Origin of the sequence: Planktothrix prolifica NIVA-CYA 540, assembly GCF_963864145.1 — a bacterium.
Taxonomy (GTDB): Bacteria; Cyanobacteriota; Cyanobacteriia; order Cyanobacteriales; family Microcoleaceae; genus Planktothrix; species Planktothrix agardhii.
Genome location: NZ_CAWLTW010000001.1, coordinates 450848 through 468704 on the forward strand (window position 1 = coordinate 450848; position 17857 = coordinate 468704).

21 protein-coding genes are annotated in these 17857 nt (G+C 41.2%); 13 read left to right on the top strand and 8 right to left on the bottom strand.

What is annotated here, in order from left to right; translation table 11 throughout:
- Positions 1-81: 81 nt before the first annotated feature.
- Entirely contained in the window at positions 82-717 is a 636-nt protein-coding gene (locus tag AC559H_RS02020; protein ID WP_026787256.1) for a phosphoribosylanthranilate isomerase, read from the bottom strand.
- A 230-nt stretch (positions 718-947) separates the two neighbouring features.
- Here AC559H_RS02020 and psaK point away from each other — a divergent pair, with 230 nt between their 5' ends.
- The gene (psaK, locus tag AC559H_RS02025) at positions 948-1208 is read left to right on the top strand and encodes a photosystem I reaction center subunit PsaK (RefSeq protein WP_375295595.1); all 261 of its coding nucleotides are present in this window, start codon (positions 948-950) and stop codon (positions 1206-1208) included.
- A gap of 176 nt (positions 1209-1384) precedes the next feature.
- Here psaK and AC559H_RS02030 read toward each other — a convergent pair whose 3' ends face one another.
- The 4 genes from AC559H_RS02030 to apcA form a co-directional block, all read right to left on the bottom strand.
- The gene (locus AC559H_RS02030; RefSeq protein WP_026793612.1) at positions 1385-3439 is read right to left on the bottom strand and encodes a hypothetical protein; all 2055 of its coding nucleotides are present in this window, start codon (positions 3437-3439) and stop codon (positions 1385-1387) included.
- A 180-nt stretch (positions 3440-3619) separates the two neighbouring features.
- A complete protein-coding gene (locus AC559H_RS02035) occupies positions 3620-3823 on the bottom strand; it encodes a phycobilisome linker polypeptide (protein ID WP_026787259.1) in 204 nt (67 codons plus the stop codon).
- A 225-nt stretch (positions 3824-4048) separates the two neighbouring features.
- Positions 4049-4534: an allophycocyanin subunit beta gene (apcB, locus tag AC559H_RS02040; protein ID WP_026787260.1), complete on the bottom strand. Its 486-nt coding sequence runs from the start codon at positions 4532-4534 to the stop codon at positions 4049-4051.
- Between the two features lie 68 nt (positions 4535-4602).
- On the bottom strand, positions 4603-5088 hold the full coding sequence (gene apcA / locus AC559H_RS02045; protein WP_026787261.1) for an allophycocyanin subunit alpha: 486 nt from the start codon (positions 5086-5088) through the stop codon (positions 4603-4605).
- 505 nt (positions 5089-5593) lie between these two features.
- On the opposite strand from apcA, the gene AC559H_RS02050 reads away from it, so the two are divergent.
- The 12 genes from AC559H_RS02050 (at position 5594) to argC (ending at position 15611) form a co-directional block, all read left to right on the top strand.
- Entirely contained in the window at positions 5594-6607 is a 1014-nt protein-coding gene (locus tag AC559H_RS02050; protein WP_026793611.1) for an ADP-ribosylglycohydrolase family protein, read from the top strand.
- Positions 6608-6685: 78 nt separating this feature from the next.
- Positions 6686-7303 (top strand): thylakoid membrane photosystem I accumulation factor, encoded by a 618-nt coding sequence (locus AC559H_RS02055; protein ID WP_173400996.1) that lies wholly within the window; start codon positions 6686-6688, stop codon positions 7301-7303.
- A gap of 185 nt (positions 7304-7488) precedes the next feature.
- Positions 7489-8769 carry an RNA-guided endonuclease InsQ/TnpB family protein gene (locus AC559H_RS02060; protein WP_148292189.1) on the top strand — a complete coding sequence of 427 codons (1281 nt, stop codon included), beginning with the start codon at positions 7489-7491 and terminating at the stop codon, positions 8767-8769.
- Positions 8770-8875: 106 nt separating this feature from the next.
- On the top strand, positions 8876-9067 hold the full coding sequence (locus AC559H_RS02065) for a DUF3285 domain-containing protein (RefSeq protein ID WP_026793610.1): 192 nt from the start codon (positions 8876-8878) through the stop codon (positions 9065-9067).
- Positions 9068-9098: 31 nt separating this feature from the next.
- Positions 9099-9653 (top strand): rRNA maturation RNase YbeY, encoded by a 555-nt coding sequence (gene ybeY, locus AC559H_RS02070; protein ID WP_026793609.1) that lies wholly within the window; start codon positions 9099-9101, stop codon positions 9651-9653.
- A gap of 141 nt (positions 9654-9794) precedes the next feature.
- On the top strand, positions 9795-10310 hold the full coding sequence (locus AC559H_RS02075) for a diacylglycerol kinase (RefSeq protein WP_026793608.1): 516 nt from the start codon (positions 9795-9797) through the stop codon (positions 10308-10310).
- A 3-nt stretch (positions 10311-10313) separates the two neighbouring features.
- Positions 10314-10901 (top strand): anthranilate synthase component II, encoded by a 588-nt coding sequence (locus AC559H_RS02080; protein WP_026793607.1) that lies wholly within the window; start codon positions 10314-10316, stop codon positions 10899-10901.
- 37 nt (positions 10902-10938) lie between these two features.
- Positions 10939-11742 (top strand): MBL fold metallo-hydrolase, encoded by an 804-nt coding sequence (locus AC559H_RS02085; RefSeq protein ID WP_026793606.1) that lies wholly within the window; start codon positions 10939-10941, stop codon positions 11740-11742.
- 124 nt (positions 11743-11866) lie between these two features.
- Complete coding sequence (locus AC559H_RS02090) at positions 11867-12421, top strand: fasciclin domain-containing protein (protein WP_026793605.1); 555 nt, start codon at positions 11867-11869, stop codon at positions 12419-12421.
- 27 nt (positions 12422-12448) lie between these two features.
- Complete coding sequence (locus AC559H_RS02095; protein WP_051319863.1) at positions 12449-13054, top strand: fasciclin domain-containing protein; 606 nt, start codon at positions 12449-12451, stop codon at positions 13052-13054.
- A 169-nt stretch (positions 13055-13223) separates the two neighbouring features.
- Entirely contained in the window at positions 13224-14417 is a 1194-nt protein-coding gene (locus AC559H_RS02100; RefSeq protein WP_026793604.1) for a glycosyltransferase, read from the top strand.
- A 132-nt stretch (positions 14418-14549) separates the two neighbouring features.
- Positions 14550-15611, top strand: coding sequence for an N-acetyl-gamma-glutamyl-phosphate reductase (gene argC, locus AC559H_RS02105; protein WP_026787270.1), 1062 nt, complete (start codon positions 14550-14552; stop codon positions 15609-15611).
- 57 nt (positions 15612-15668) lie between these two features.
- Here argC and AC559H_RS02110 read toward each other — a convergent pair whose 3' ends face one another.
- The 3 genes from AC559H_RS02110 to AC559H_RS02120 all read right to left on the bottom strand — a co-directional run.
- Positions 15669-16451, bottom strand: a complete 783-nt coding sequence (locus AC559H_RS02110; protein ID WP_026793603.1) for an SDR family NAD(P)-dependent oxidoreductase — start codon at positions 16449-16451, stop codon at positions 15669-15671.
- Positions 16452-16573: 122 nt separating this feature from the next.
- Positions 16574-16768, bottom strand: a complete 195-nt coding sequence (locus AC559H_RS02115; protein ID WP_026793602.1) for a hypothetical protein — start codon at positions 16766-16768, stop codon at positions 16574-16576.
- A gap of 61 nt (positions 16769-16829) precedes the next feature.
- Positions 16830-17857, bottom strand: a 1028-nt coding sequence (locus AC559H_RS02120) for a calcium-binding protein (protein ID WP_158442198.1), incomplete at its 5' end; no start/stop codon positions are given.

Below are 17857 nucleotides of genomic sequence, written 5' to 3' on the forward strand. Positions count from 1 at the left end.
TAAATTTAAGGAGTTGGCGGCGATGAATCACTCATCAAAGTTTTAAGCCAGGGTTAAAACTACCATCAATTCAATGATTATTTAAGAATAAAAATCCGTGAGAACTTGAAATAATTGACTCACTTTTGCTAAATCTTTATCACCAGCAGAACGTTCAACCCCACTAGAGAGATCAATACCATCGGGCTGTAACTGTTGCAATGCTTCCCCAATATTATCCGGGGTTAATCCTCCGGCTAAAAACCAGGAACAGGGGGGGGAAAATGGTTTCAAAATTTGCCAGTCTAACCTTTGACCCGTCCCTCCCAACTGTTGCGGATGATAAGCATCTAATAATAGGGAATCAATATAATTAAAATAGTCTTGAGCTTGAATTAAAGTCGCTGGGGATTTAACCCGTAGGGCTTTAATCAGTTCTGTATCAGGAAGAATTTGACGCAGGCGATCGCAAAAATCAGGAGATTCATCCCCATGCAGTTGTACACCAGTTAATCCCGTTTCCCTGACCGTTTGATAAATTTCCTCCACACTCACATTAGCAAATACACCAATAGTTTGAATCGAGTTGGGTAAATTCTCTAAAATCCTGCGAATTTGCTCCGACGTGGCATAACGAGGGGAGCACCGAACACAAATAAATCCTAACATTGTCGCCCCCATTTGGGCGATCGCACAACCCTGATCCGGTCGAGTAATTCCACAAATTTTAATTCGCATTGATGCTCTTGAAGTTGAGTTTAAAGTCTGATTCACAGCAGACAATTCTGATCAAAATTTTACAATAATTATTCAATCGGGTGCATTCTGTCTATTCCCTATTCCCTGCTATATTAACTTTTTCAACAAATTGGTAATTTTTAGCGTCGGGTTTCTATAATCAACCGTTGAAATTAAAAAAATCGTAAATTGCTCAGGAGAATAGAAACTTGATTTACACTTCCTTACTGATGTCAATACAAAACAATGTTCCCACCACCGTGAGTTGGTCTCCGAGTGTAGCCATTGTGATGATTATCTCAAACCTATTGGCAATTTTCATCGGTTTCTATGCCATTTCTAAAGAAAATCGTGGCAAAGGGCCGAGTTTACCCGGTTTACCCCGGATGTTTACCGGGTTTGGATTTCCTGAATTATTAGCGACTGCTAGTTTTGGACATATTTTAGGGGCTGGGGTAATTTTAGCCCTGGGTAACGCGGGAGTTATTTAGGAAAAGTTTTCATCCCTTGTAGAGACGCGCCATCCCTTGTAGAGACGCGCCATCCCTTGTAGAGACGCGCCATCCCTTGTAGAGACGCGCCATCCCTTGTAGAGACGCGCCATCCCTTGTAGAGACGCGCCATCCCTTGTAGAGACGCGCCATGGCTCGTCTCTACAAGGCATTAATTAATGAATGGGTAAAGAAGGCCCTGGAGGGGGATTAACGGAACCTTCAATCGTAATTTTGTTGCTTTCTCGTTGGGTTTGCATTTCCACTGCAATCGCTTCAAATAAAACTTCCAAACTACTGTAAGGAATCTCTAAATCAAGGGTTGTTTCAATTTGATCAAATCCATTCGGTGAAAATTCCGTTAACCAACGAGGGCCATCAACAACAGTGCGAGTTTGCCGATCAAACAGCCAAACCTTGACATAAATTCGGGGTAAACCATCGGGAAGTCTTACCCTCAGTTTAACTAACCTTCCAGCAATAATTTCCGTTGATAAGACTTCAATTTGGGGATCAGGAACCAGTTGATCTTCAGGTAAAACATAAGAAATTGGTTGATTTGTCGCCGGGGCTTCAGGTTTACTTCCCTTGATCTGTTTACGCCGAGGAAAAAATGCTCCAGGGGATTCTAAAGGTTCATCATCCACTACAATTTCCTCTAATTCTTCCTGGGCATTGATTACTTCTGGGTGTGGCAAAGGTGCTGTATCCGATGATGTTGGTTCAGAACGTTTAACAATATTACTAGCAGCATTAAAAGGAATCTCAGGTAAGGGATTAACATTCGCCCGTTTCACCCATTGTGACCATTCTTGATCACCCGCTAAAGCATTCAACCGTGACCAAAACCGATTATTCAAATCTAACGCTTGAAAGGCTTCTTGAACTTCTGGGGCGGTTTTGGGTTTGGTGGTTAAACTAAGTTGTTCAATCTCCTCTGTCCCGGGAATAGATTCCGATGAGTCTTCTAGCAATAGAGGTGAAATAGAAAGTGATGAGTCTGTAGCGGTTGATTCCCCTTCAGACGACATAACCATAGGATTTGGTTGGGGTGCAGGCTTAACCTCTTGAGTGGGAGAACTCTGCCCGAATATTGGCAAATCTAGGGATGTAGGAGATCGAGATTCCCAGCTAGAATTATTCAGTTTGGGAGGAAGCACCGTAGTCGTTTCCGTGGTTAAAACTTCAGCCCTGTTAGTGGTATCGGTCAGGTCAGGTAATTCCAGAACTCCCATATCCAAATTAGCAAGGTCGGGGAAGTCGTCTTGATCCAATTCTGGACTAAAACCCTGATCTATAGCTTCTAAAAGATGTTCAACCTGGGTAACAACATTAAAGGATTGAGTCGTCACCAAAGCCCCATCATGAGAAAAAATCACTTCCCCTAAAATTAAACGGGTTTTACATTCAAAGGGAATATAAACCACACCGGAAAAAAATAGCGGGAAGTCGCAGGAAGAAAGGGTTTGGTTAACCTCAAATAAGGGTTCTGAGCTTTGGGGGTCGCGTAAGCGAAATTGCAATTGTCCGTCAGTCAGAATTGGGTAAGTAGAAGATGGGTTAGGGGTTGGCAATTCCACCCGTCCCGAAACAACTAAGGCTTCTCCTAAACGGCCAACAAAGGTATCTTGTTCTAGGAAGATATGCAGAGAATTGAGTAACGTTTCTAGCGGATCAAGGGGTTGTGGGGATGCTTCGGGAGTCTCCAGAACCGAAAGTGGTAGCCGAGTCGGTTCAGGCACAATATAGAGGCGGTCGGTTGGGAACTGTACAACCTTAGAAGACTGATCCGTTTGCGGTTCAACAGTCGGGGGCTCTGGGGAGGTAATATCAGCCGTCGGTGGTTCCGTATCCCCAAAAAATTGATCAAATTCTTCTGCTTCCGAGTGGAGAACCCTTAATTGTATGGTTTTTTTACCAACGGTTGCTAATAACCCAGACGTCAGTTGAGGCGCACAAGAAAATTGCCAATTCCCAGGTTTCAGGGAAGTATAAGGCATAACCACCATCAAACCCTCGGCATTGGTGGTTAGTGTCCGAGTTTGAACCTGTTGGACAGGTGGAACCGCATCAAAATCTTGATAAATAATCCGAACATCAATTGAAGTGTTTGTATATCCAGACCGGGCTACCATCCGGTAGCGTCCTTCTAAAATTTCAACATCCGGGGATTCTAAGGTCAACCAACTATTGTCCCCTTCTTTTTGCAGTAAAAATTCCCAACTTGCCATTTCCCGCCTCTATATTAGGTGGTTTTTCGTCTCTCCAATATAATAGCGGAATTGGATGGCAGCAAAACAGCAGGAGGCAGGAGGCAGGAGGCAGGAAGAATTAAGAATCAAGAATCAAGAATTAATCTTTTTTCTTTTTTTCGGTGTTCTTTCTACCTTCTGTCCCCAGCCTCCTGTCTTCTACAGCAATCCGGCGTTAGTTCCGGGCTTGCCCGTTGCCAGTTCCACTTTGACAATTTTACCGCCCATTTTCATGATCCGTTGTTGTTCTTTAAACCAACTGTCATAGGGAACTAACTTAGTAAAGTAGGTATTTTGTAATTCCCGTTGGGTACGAATCCGGCTTTGGCTTGGAACACAAGCTGTTACTTTAAACATCCGCATGAGGTTCGTCTCTCCTAGGCAAATTTAACAAGTTTTACATCAATTTTAAAATGATCAAAGGCCGGGAGTCGGGAGTCAATCCTAGCTCGCTAAAGCTTATCACCGAAAACAGACAAGCCTTTGGCGGTCTAGCATTCACTCCAGACTTCCCTGGCCTTGAAGGTCGTTTAGATTGGGGATGGGGAATCAAACTGAGTGACTGCCCTCACAAACCTAACCTCGGTTTTAGCTTAAGCCAGAGGAGATATAGTCTAAGTAAATACCCATTTCTTTGCCAGCATCAGCACCCACTAAACTAGCGGTAACTTCTTTGATGGCTTGGATGGCTTGCACGGTAGAACCGATGGGAACACCCAGGGAGTTATAGGTTTCTTTCAAACCGTTGAGAACACGCTCATCGAGAATGGAAGGATCGCCAGCTAACATAGCATAGGTGGCATAACGCAGGTAGTAGTCTAAGTCGCGGATGCAAGCAGCATAGCGACGGGTGGTGTACATATTTCCACCGGGACGAGTCACGTCAGAATACAGCAGGGATTTGGCTACTGCTTCTTTGACGATGCTGGCTGCATTAGCACTAATGGTTGAAGCAGCACGAACCCGCAGTTCGCCAGTGGCGAAGTAAGCTTTTAACTTTTGCAGGGAGTTGGCATCCAGGTACTTACCCTGAACGTCAGCAGAATTAATTACGGAAGTAATGGCGTCTTGCATGATTGTTCTATTTCCTTGTAGTCGCTGAATCTAGGAATCGTTTAAAAAATGTGATAAAGCGATCGGACTTATGAGAGCGCACCGATCACATAGTCGAAGTAAGCTGCGGCTTCGGCTGCATCTTCACCAGATAACAGACCTGTGGCAACACTCTTCAGCGCACGAATTCCTTCGGCAACGGCTTCAACGGGAGTACCCAGAGATTTGTACATTTCCCGAGCGCCAACAATCCCAATTTCTTCGATGGGGGTAATATCACCCGCAACGACTCCATAGGTGACCAGACGCAGGTAGTAGTCAAGGTCGCGTAAGCAGGTAGCGGTCATTTCCGGGCCATAGGCGTTACCAGCAGGGGAGACCACATCAGGGCGTTTCTGAAACAATTGGTTTCCAGCTTCTTTGATGATCCGCTCACGGGCACCGCTGACTGTTTCGGCGATACGAATGCGACTTGCACCAGAGGTAACAAAGGCTTTGATCCGGTCTAACTCACCAGGGCTGAGGTAACGCGCTTCGGCGTCGGCATTAACAATGGATTTTGTGACGATACTCATTTTCTACAAAAGCGTTTAGCTAACGTTTTCCTGATTGACGCCCTCCCGAAACCCATTAACTGAGTCGGAGAGCCTCATCGTTACCGATGAGCGTTCGGTGCTGGTTCAGATACAGTCTGGGTCAGGTGATGACATAGAGTGCATCTGTGTTTTTGATCCGCAATCAAATCTATCGGTTTGAGATTTCTACTGCTTCACTTCTTGCTGATTTGTACCCTCAAAAATTTTTGAGATCCTTAGGGGACAATCCACAAGTTCGACATCCTCCACTGGCTTTTAGGCAATGGATTCCCAAACTGCTCCCCTTGGGGCCACAGTCGATGGGGTAACTAGCTTTGGACATTAATTTGCCCAACACCGTCACTACCTATCGCTTGTATTTTCAGGCATGGAGTACACATTCTGAGCGATATTGTAATAGTTTTTAACATTACCACCGAAATCGCGGGTTGACGGTTGAGGTGTTGACCGCCTTTAATTTTTGCATATAAAATTACCTAAAAACATGATGAACCCTCAACCGAGTCCAAAACAATATCGAGGTTGCTTAATTGGTCAGTGTTTGGGAGATGCCACCGGATGCCGAGTAGAAGGTTATCCGGCTTTTGTTTGTAAAAATTATGTTCAATATGAACTGAGAAACAAGCAACCTAGAGATCGCGATCGTTTTCCCTTTCCCTTTGGTCAATATACCGATGATTCCCAAATGGCACGAGAACTACTTTCTAGTTATGTTGAATTGGGGAGATTTTGTCCCGATGACTATGCTCGTCGGATTGTTGCCCTGTTTACCGAAAACCGGATTGTCGGGAGGGGCCGAACCACGGAAGCTGCGGTTGAACGGTTGGCTCTAGGTGTCCCTTGGCAAGAGGCGGGAACTCCATCGCCATCGGCGGGAAATGGCAGTGCCATGCGGGCAGCCCCCGTTGGGTTGATGTTTTACGATCATCCCCAACAACTGATTCAGGTGGCTCACCAGCAAGGGCTGATCACCCATCAAGATCCTCGTTGTTCGGGTGGGTCAATTGCGATCGCCGGGGCGGTTGCATTTGTATTACAAAATCAATCGTTTTCTCCAGAGCATTTTATTGCTCAAATCAGCCAATGGGTTCAAGAAGTTTCTCCCGAATTGGCGACGGAAATTTTGAGGTTAAATCAGTGGATTGAATTGCCATCTACACCTGCATTTGAGTTAATTTCAAGGGCCGGATTAGATCCGGATTATCGCAGTGAATGGGATGGGATTTCACCCTTTGTCGTGGGTAGTGTGTTGTGGAGTTTATACTCTTTTTTGAGAACACCTAATGATTATTGGGAAACGATTTGTACAGCGATCGCTGTTGGTGGAGATGTTGATACAACCGCAGCTATGGCCGGGGCAATTAGTGGTGCTTATTTGGGATTAGATGCGATTCCGTTAGACTTGGCAAAGCAATTAAATGATCGAGGAAGTTGGAAATATACAGAACTTCTTGAATTAGCCGATCGCTGTTATAACCTAAAATTCAAAAAGGAATAAAAGCGATCGCTTGGGTAAAGTAAACCCAAAAATGTAACAATAGATTCTGTTTAGAATCTCAATGGCTTTCCCCATAATATGCGTTTAACTCGATGGCATTCTCCCCAGTTCAATGTCCGGCAACCTTGCTTTCAGGGTTTTAGGGGTTTCAAAACCCTGCTGACTACCTTGGTGATCATTTGTGTATTCTTTTTGACCATTACTCCTTCGGCATTAGCGGGTTTGGATGATGATCGCTTTGATGGTAATATTTTTGCGCTATATGCTGGGAATGGTTCCTTGGTTCCCCCTAGAGTCACCTTAACAGAATCCATGAACCAGGGTAGACCCTCATTATTAGTCTTCTTTTTGGATGATAGTAAAGATTGTAAAAAATTTGTCACCACAGTATCAGAACTTCAGCGTTTTTACGGAAGGGAGGCAGACTTTATTCCGGTAAATGTTGATACCCTATTACCCGATGCCAAAAATTCCCCCCAGGAACCGGGTTATTATTACAAAGGCTATGTTCCCCAAACCGTATTAATTAACCAGTCGGGGAAAGTCGTTTTAGATAAACCGGGACAGGTCGCCTTTGAAACCGTTGATGATGGGTTTCGCCAAGTCTTTAATTTATTACCTCGTAATGAATCCGTGGAATTACGGCGTCGTTCCTTCAATGAATTTAACACGGAGTTAGTTCCAACCCAGAAGTAAATATCTGCGGGAGATGACCGAATATAGATTCGACCGGGCGATCGCTTCATAAGAAAAGGATGGGAGTGTGGAAACTCAGTGTCTTCAGACCACCAGAGGAAACACGACCCAGGGGAATTTATTCCCCTAGAAATATTCAATTATGCTATCATAAAGAAATTAACATAGTCGTGATAGTCGAGTCAATGACTAAAGCAAGTAAAACAATCGGAGTACAGCAAATCTTGTTGTCTCCCGACCTGGAAACCTGTGCGTTACTAGAATACCTTTGTCAACAATCCGGTAAATTGTACAACACGGGAATTTATTTTGCCCGTCAAACATTGTTTAAGACAGGTAAGTTATTAACAGGAAAGTTTGATTTAGCTTTTGAACCATCGGTATCAAAATCTTTGCTGGCACAATCAATGCCATCAACACCGATGCAACAAACCTTAATGTCGGTAACAGAAGCATTCAAATCTTTCAAGAATTTGAGAGATTTACATGAAAAAGGTCAACTCCATTTTCGACCCAAGCCTCCGGGTTATCTCCAGGGTTCTAAACTGTTTAAAGTTGCTTACCCTAATTCTGGAGGACAAAGACCAACGTTAATTAATGGTCAACTTAGATTCTCTCTAGGATTAACAGTTAAAAGATGGTTTGGGGTATCTGAATTTTTCTTGTCTATGCCATCAAATCTTGACTACTCTAAGGTTAAAGAGTTTACTATTCTTCCTAAGAATGGTGCTTTTTACTTAGAAATGTCTTATGAGGTGGAGAAACAAAACCATGAATTAGATATTAATAAAGCCTTGTCTATTGATTTAGGTACTGCCGACAATTTAGCAGCTTGTATTGATACCTTGGGAAATTCCTTTTTGATTGATGCCAGAGATTTAAAAGCTAAAAATCAACTTTGGAACAAAAAAGTATCAACTCGTAAAGAAGGTAAATCCCAAGATTATTGGGATAATTGGTTAGACTGTGTAACTCGTAAGCGCAATCACCAAATGCGTGACGGGATTAATAAAGCAGCAAAACTAATTATTAACCACTGTCTTAAATATGGTATTGGAACACTGGTAATTGGTTGGAATGAAGGTTTCAAAACTAATGCTAATCTGGGTAATTTGAACAATCAAAAGTTTGTTCAAATGCCTTTGGGTAAATTAAAATCCCGTGTAAAACAACTTTGTGATTTACACGGGATTAGGTTTATTGAAACTGAGGAAGCCTACACTTCAAAAGCTAGTTTCTTAGATGGGGACTCCCTACCCAAATACGGTGAAAAACCGATGGGGTGGAAAGCATCTGGGAATAGAATTAAGCGTGGTCTTTATCGGACATCTGATGGTTTTGTTGTTAATGCTGACTTAAATGGTGCAGCTAATATTTTAAAAAAAGTATCGGGAAGATTAGGTTTGTCGCTTAATCAACTCAGTAGACGATCTTTGGCAGTCGTAGCGAAAATTAGATTAAACTAATTCTGTCCGCAGAATCTCAGTGTCTTCAGACCTGAGAGTGTCAAAAAATGTAACATTTTTGTTATGATCGATTCAGTCGGTCTACTTTCCCATCCTCATCGCCTAAATGAATACCCCATCTTCCCCCTCTACCCCAGAACTAGAACCCCAAGTTAAACCCAACGAACCCAGACCCAGCTATGTTAAATTAGCGATGCGGAATATGGTTCGCAAGGGCGGAAAATCCCTATTTCACTTTGCCTTAACCACAGTGGGTTTAGTCGGATTTCTAGTTGGAATGGCTTATCTAACCCGCTAAATCCTTTAAATTCTGATTAGATTTTTTATTAATGACTGTACAGGTTGAAGTTAGTATACAAGACTGTTTTTGGGAGCAGTTAGAAAACTCGGAAAATAACACCATTCCCAATGATGCGCTAGAGTCTTCTCCCCGGGAAATTGACTGTCCCTTGACTATCACAGAATGGGAATATTGGTTCCAAAGTTGGTTAAATTATTTAGAGTCCTATCTACCATTGGCATCCAGTTACGAGTTAAGTTTACGTCTAACTGATGATCATGAAATTAAACTCTTAAATACTCAGTATCGTTCTCAAGATAAACCAACCGATGTGTTAGCCTTTGCTACATTAGAGGTCGATTGTCCCCAACCTCCAGAAGAATTTTCTGCTGAATCGCTGTATCTTGGTGATATTGTAATTTCGGTGGAAACTGCTAACTTTCAAGCTCAACAACAAGGGCATTCCCTAAAAATCGAGCTAGGATGGTTAGCAACTCACGGTTTACTACATCTTTTAGGTTGGGATCATCCCGATGATCAAAGTTTAACCGAAATGTTGGAGCAACAACGGGTACTACTAGAAATAGTTAATTTAGGAGTTTAACAGGTGAGTTAGATTAATCCAAAATAGCCATAAATTCTAGTAACTCAATAAACAAATTATCAAGAAAACTGTGATAAATTGCTTCCTATAACAGACCTAAAACTGCTGGTAGTGAAAACGTATTCAGCGAAGGACTTAGAAATGAATGTAGAAAAACCCTCTCTTTCAACATTTCCTACACCGTCAATTCCTATTCCTCAAACAACAACTTTATCTAAGTCTAATCTTTCCGGGACTATGGGTAAAAAATATGACCGAGAATTATCGTGGAAAATCGCTTCTAATTTATTAGTTAGCTTTAAATATGCTTGGACAGGAATTAGTTATACCTTTATAACCCAACGAAACTTTCGGATTCATACTATCATAGGAACCCTAGCAATTGGCTTGGGTCTTTTTTTGCAGTTAACCCGGGTGGAAATCGCAATTATTGGCCTGACTATCGGTGCGGTGATGACCATGGAATTATTGAACACAGCCATAGAATCGGTGGTTGACTTAAGCGTTGGTCAGTCCTACCATGATTTAGCCAGAATTGCGAAGGATTGTGCGGCGGCGGCGGTTTTAATTTCCGCTTTCGTGGCATTATTGGTAGCTGGAATATTACTTTTACCTCCTCTGTTCACCTGGATTCAAATTATAGTTTCAGGAGTTTAACCCTTGATTATTGTTATTGATAATTACGATAGTTTTACATACAATATTGTTCAGTATTTAGGCGAACTAGGGCAAGAATTACCGATTGCTGCTGAAGTTCAGGTGTTTAGAAATGATCGGATTTCCCTAGAAGAAATTCGTCAAATGAAACCCGACGCCGTGGTTATTTCTCCAGGGCCAGGTCGTCCCGAAGATGCTGGAATTTCCCTAGAATTAATTAGAGAATTGGGGCCGACTTTACCCATTTTAGGAGTATGTTTAGGTCATCAAAGTATTGGCCAGGTGTTTGGGGGAAATATTATTTCGGCACCGGAATTAATGCACGGAAAAACATCTCCTATCCATCATACAGGCGTTGGTGTGTTTAAAAATTTAGATAATCCATTAACAGCAACTCGCTATCATAGTTTAGTGATTGAACGAGAAACCTGTCCCGATAGTTTAGAAATTACCGGATGGGTAGAAGATGGGACAATTATGGGGGTTCGTCATCGGGACTATCCCCACATTCAAGGGGTACAATTTCACCCGGAAAGCGTTTTGACCCAGAATGGCAAACAACTTCTAAAAAACTTCCTAGAACGAATATAATTGTCCTTTAATCCATTGATACGTCAACCTAAATAATATGAAACGGCGCAAATTAATTCAATTAACAACTACAACATTATTAACCACCTTAGCGACTGGGTTAACGTCTCAATGGCAAAATTCTTGGGCACAATCTACTTCTGAAAATACCTTAATTGTCCAATGGTTAGGACATACTTCCTTTTTATTTACCGGGGGAGGATTAAGAATTTTAGTTAATCCTTTTCGCCCAATTGGATGTACCGCAGGTTATCGAAATCCTCAACAAATTCAAACCGATTTAATCTTAATTAGTAGCCGTCTTTTAGATGAGGGTGTGACCGAAGGATTTACAGGAAATCCATCCTTATTATATGAACCCGGGGTTTATCAATTTAATGGTAATCAAATTCAAGGAATTCGCACCATTAAAGATAGATTTAATGGCCGACAATTTGGGGTAAATGTAGCTTGGTTGTGGAAACAAGCGGGAATTAAAATTTTACATTTAGGTGGATTAGCTGGGCCATTAGGAATGGAAGAACGGATTTTAATTGGTCGTCCAGATTTAATGTTGATTCCGGTGGGAGGCGGGGCGAAATCCTATACTCCAGAAGAAGCCAAAAAAACCATTGAATTTCTAAACCCTAAAATTGTCATTCCCACCCATTATCGCACCTTGGCGGCCGATGCAACGGCCTGTGATATCGAACCTGTGGATAATTTTTTATCCGTAATGGCGGGAACATCAATACAAATTAAACAAACTGATACACTAAGATTAACCGCAGATGATTTACCGAAACAAGGGCCGATAATTAACGTCTTAAGTTATAACTTTGATGTTACTCCTAAAAGTTAACTGAAAGTTCCCTTAATAATTTTGACTGTCTATCCCCTTTTAAAAAAATAGATTCTTATTCCTTTTGATATAGGGCAAAATAGACAGTTAAGGTTAGTATCCCTATTGATGTTTTATAACTATTATGACCATTCAAAATCACTCGCAAAAATTAATCGCTGGGTTTGTAGGTATTGTTGGGTTGACGCTATTCGGGATTTTACCCGTTCAAGCTCAACTGCATAATTACACCTTAATAAACTCAACCCAAATTACTCAAATTCCGGCTACAACTTCCCTGGATATTATTGATACTATTGTTAGCGCGGGTGAATTTAGAATTCTAACCCAAGCATTACAAGCGGCGGACTTAGTTGATACGATTAAAGCAGAAGGGCCATTTACCCTATTTGCACCAACAGATAAAGCCTTTTCCGAACTTCCCCCAGGAGTTTTAGAAAACTTACTGAAACCGGAAAATAAAGCCCAATTAGTTAAAATTTTGACCTATCATGTTGTCCCGGGAAAGGTATTATCAACTCACCTAAAATCTGGAGAAATTAAAACCGTAGAAGGAGATACGGTTAATATTCAAGTAGGTTCATCGGTAAAAGTTGATAACGCAACGGTAATTAAAGCCGATGTTCCTGCTAGAAATGGTGTAATTCATGTAATTGATGCGGTGATTTTACCCGAATAATTTTAATTATTTCAAGAGGATAAAACCATGAACAATTTCATAGAAAATCAAAACAAAGGCAAAAATTTAGGAATTGTCAGTCTTTTAGGTTTATTAACATTAGGAACTATTTCCCCCGTAGTCGCCGCCGAAGTTCAAATGTCTGCCAATTCCGAACTAATTTGTCGCCAACCTAGCCAAGATTTGGCTCAAATGCCTATTTCTCCAAAAGTGATTCAAGGTGTTGTCGGAGATTTAGCCACGGTGATTTTAGCCGATGAACGCTTTAAAATTCTAGGGATGATTTTAAAATCTATTGGATTATTAGATGCCTTAAAACAGGGAGATTTTACTATTTTTGCGCCAACAGATGAAGCTCTAGCTAAATTACCGCAACAAATTTTAGATGCTATTTTAAAATCGCAAAACCTCAACCGATTTACCGAATTATTAGAATATCATGTAATCCCAGGTAAAATTACAACAACAGATTTAAAATCAGGAAAACTCAAAACTTTAGAAGGAGATTCTGTTACTATTAAGACAAAGAAAAATCAAATTAAAGTCGGAAATGCCACGATAATTGATTCTGATATTCCGGCGAGTAATGGAGTAATTCATGTTATTGATCAAATTTTAATTCTACCTAAATAAGCTAAAATAGGGAATAGGCAATAGAAAAAAAATAGGTGCATCTCATGTCTAAAATATAGAAATGAACAGGTTAGTATTTACAACTTTTTTGTGTCTTTGTGTCTTTGTGTCTTTGTGGTTAAATTAGGCTTTATCATTGTCAACATATCCCATTTTCAATTTCCTATTTATGAAATTAAGCCTTTGCATGATTGTTAAGAATGAACAAGAAACTTTAGCAAAATGTTTAAATAGTGTTAAAGGAATTGTTGATGAAATGATTATTGTTGATACGGGGTCAACGGATAAAACCCCAAAAATTGCTCAACAATTTGGGGCGAAAGTTCATTCCTTTAATTGGTGTGATGATTTTGCAAAAGCTAGAAATGCCTCTTTAAGTTATGCAACCGGACAGTGGATTTTAGTATTAGATGCAGATGAAATTTTAGACCCTGAAATTGGGCCACAACTGCATCAAATTATGGAAAATCGTAATTTAATTGTAGTTAATTTAATTAGACAGGAAATCGGCGCGAGTCAGTCTCCTTATTCCTTAGTTTCTCGACTGTTTAGAAATCATCCCCAAATCTGTTTTTCCCGTCCCTATCATGCCATGGTAGATGATAGCGTCACCGAATTAATTCGCCAAAAACCGCAATGGCAAATTGGAACATTACCCCAGGTTTCTATTTTACATTATGGATACCAAGCCGAAGCGATCGCTAAACGGAATAAATGGCAACTGGCAAAAACATCAATGGAGCGTTACTTAGCAGACCATCCAACGGATGGATATGCCGCTAGTAAATTGGGGGCTTTATACGTCGAAATTGGCGACTTAGAGCGCGGAATTGAACTATTAAAATTAGGATTATCTCAAGAGAGTAATGGAGAAGATGGGGTTTTATATGAACTCCATTATCATTTGGGCATAGCCTATAGTAAACAAGGACAATTTATCCTAGCAAAATACCATTATCAAACAGCAGTTGATATTAATATCATACCACAATTAAAGCTAGGAGCCTATAATAATTTAGGCAATATTTTTAAACAAGAAGGAGAACTAGAATCGGCTAAAATAGCTTATCAAACTGCCATAAAAATTGATCCTAGTTTAGCGATCGCCTATTATAATTTAGGCATGACCTTGAGAGAAATGGGAGCCTATCGAGAAGCGATCGCCGCCTATCAAAAAGCCCTAGAATTAAATCCCAACTCAGCCGAAACCTTCCAAAATTTAGGAGTTCTCTTACTACAAATTGGTCAACTCAGCGATAGCTCAATGATGTTTAAAGCCGCCATAGAATTACACGAACAAAATAACTCCCCAGAAGCCCAACGTTTACGTCAGGAACTCGGGGAAATGGGTTTTCGAGTTTGAGAGAGCCCAGATAAATTTCAAAACATTTTTCCAAATTTTTCCATAATCAGCTATCATGCAGCAAAAGCTTATCCTGAGCCTTGTCGAAGGATTGTCAAACAGATTAGGTCATTTTTCTAGGAGTTAGGTAATATGGTTAATGCAGAACGGATTCCCGTCGGTATTGTTGGAGCCTCGGGCTATGGTGGTGTGCAGTTGGTGCGTTTGTTACAGGATCATCCCCTGGTCAGAATTGCTTATTTGGGCGGGGATAGTAGCGCCGGAAAACCCTTTTGTAGTCTCTATCCCCATTTGAATGAATGTGTGGATTTAGTGATCGAACCTATTGATATTGATAAAATAGCCTCTAAATGTCAAATTGTTTTTCTATCCCTACCTAATAATTTAGCCTATACAATGGCGCCACAATTAATAGAAAAAGGATGTAAAGTATTAGATTTATCGGCGGATTATCGGTTTTCTAATTTAGACATTTATAAAAAATGGTATGGGGGAGAACGCACGGATCAAGCCATCGCAGCAACGGCCGTTTATGGCTTACCTGAATTGTACCGTGATCGCCTAGCTACGGCTCAATTAGTTGGTTGTGCGGGTTGTTATGTAACAGCAAGTTTATTAGCAATTTCTCCCCTATTAAAACAGGGATTAGTTGATCCCCATACCACGATTATTGACGCCAAATCCGGCACTTCTGGCGGGGGAAGACAGGCTAAAGTTAATATGTTATTAGCCGAAGCTGATAGTTCAATCGGGGCTTATAGTGTTGGTGGTCATCATCGCCATACCCCAGAAATTGAACAGGTTTGTAGTGATTTAGCCGGACACGATATTTTAGTCCAATTTACTCCCCATTTAATGCCAATGGTCAGGGGAATTTTAGCTACTGTTTATGCAACTTTACGCGATCCAGGGTTAGTTAGAGAGGATTTAATTACCATTTATAAAGCCTTTTATCGCAATTCTCCCCTGGTGAAAATTTTACCCGGTGGCACCTATCCCCAAACAAAATGGGCTTGTGGAACTAATCTTTGTTACTTAGGAATTGAAGTTGATCAACGCACTGGACGAGTGATTGTTATGTCGGCTATTGATAACTTAATTAAAGGTCAAGCCGGACAGGGAGTGCAGTGTATGAATATTATGATGGGTTGGGAAGAAACCTTGGGTTTACCGCAATTGTGTTTCTATCCTTAAGTCTTATGTTGTTGGGCTTTAGCCCTCCTAATTTTTGTGCTAAAGCCCAACAACAATTTATTTTTTAGGTTTAAACTGTTTTTCCACTAAACTAACAATCGTATCTCTAGGGAAAAATCGAGGTAAATTCACAATAAATTGATTACTTAATCCTCCAGTTACTAAGGTTGAAAAGTCTTTTTCTAAGGCTGTTAATGTGTCTTGAACAACTTCCTCCGCCGTGGCATAATTTTGTCCAACGCCGGAAAGGGTTTGAGGAAATTCTGCTGCGACAAAAAAGTTAGATTCCGTTGGCCCAGGACAAACTACTAAAAGTCTCACCCCGGAGTCTTTATTTTCCGCCCATAATGCTTCAGTAAAATTCAAAACAAAGGCTTTTGTTCCCGCATAAACCGAACAATAAGGTAAGGGTTGATAACCCGCAATAGAAGCGACATTAACGATCGCACCTGAACCCCGTTTTTTCATATCTGTTAAGAATAAATGAGTCAGTTCAACTAAGGCTGTAATATTTAACTGAATCATTTGCACTTGTTTAGTTAAGGGACGATCTGCAAAAGCTCCATAATCTCCAAATCCCGCATTATTAATTAGTAAATCAATAGTTAATCCCTGTTGAGAGATAGCATCAAAAACCGATTGTGTGGCATCGGGTTGGGTTAAATCTTGAGGAATTAGATATGCTTTAATATTATATTGCGATCGCAATTGTTCAGCAAGTTTTTCTAATTTGTCTTGAGAACGGGCCACTAAAACCACATCAATTTTCCGAGAGGCTAATTCCTTTGCAAACGCCGCCCCAATCCCAACAGACGCTCCTGTAATTAACGCAGTTTTCATTAATTTTCCATCCTAGAATCACTTTCTGATCAATTATTGTATTTGGTTTCGAGGGTGTTGGCACCCACCGAAGGTGATTCCTCTGACTTAGGAGCAGGTTGGACGGTGGGAGAATATTGACATTACAGATAAAATAGATGACTATATTCTTCAGTTAGGCAGAAGGGTAAATATCGAAGTTTATGGCTTTGAACCGAATTATGTTCATCAATTCCCCCATTTGAGTATCCCTGATTTGGCAAAATAAGGTTGATTTTCAACCGACGAAATAGTACCCAGAGAAGGGATTTTTGATTCATCGGGGGTTGCTTTTTCATGGTTTTCTCTTGAGTTGATTAATTAATGGCCTAATAATATTGAAAACAACTTAAAGCTTTTTTAGAAGATAGAAGTTGTAAAGTTATCAGAGGTCAATAAGTTAGGGTTAACGTTATTCAAAGTGGCGAGAATTTGATTATTGACCTGAATTTGAGTCGAACCATTGACCAGGGTGAGAGTTAGTTGTTCAAAGGTGAGACCGCCATCAAGGACAATCATGTCCACCCCAGAAGTAAAGTCGGTAATCGTATCAGGGCCAAATCCCGAAACCAGAACAAAGCGGTCACTACCTTCGCCTCCGGTCAGAGTATCAGCACCTTCAGCCCCCACTAAGATATCGTTGCCTTGGCCTCCGGTGAGAAGATCGTTACCTCCTCCGCCATCAAGGGTATCGTTACCTCCTTCGCCACCAAGGGTATCGTCACCGTCGTTGCCGTCGAGCAGGTCGTTGTCAGCACCACCATAGATTAGATCTTGACCGGAGTTACCAGAGATTGTATCACTATCTTCGTTCCCAAAGAGGGTATCGTCACCGTCGTTTCCTTCGAGTCGGTCTGTTCCTTGGTTGCCGAAGATGATATCATCTTGATTACCACCTTTAACAAAGTCATTATTCTGACCTCCGAACAGTTCATCTTTGCCATCACCACCATCAATCAGGTCATCTCCTTGATTCCCATTAATCGAGTCATTGCCAGTATTTCCAGCAATGGTATCGTTACCAAGGTTGCCAAACAAGTCATCATCATCATCGCCACCGTCGATTTGGTCGTTGCCTTTGCCACCGAAAACTAGATCTTTGCCTTTGCCCGCATTGATATAGTCGTTCCCTTGATTGCCGTTAATTTCGTCGTTGCCATCTCCGGTTTCAATGTTATTGTCACCGTCTTTACCAAAGATTTGATCAGATTCGGCTGTACCTGAGATCTCCTCATTGCCATTACTGGAAACCTGGGATGGGGAGTTTGTGTTAGTTTTTAAAGCAGGAAAATCAAGGGTTTTAATGAAATTGCTAGGCTCATAAAAATCACGAGTGGAGTTGGGTGTTGGTTCCGGTGTTGACGTGGGTGTGGGTTCCGGTGTTGGCT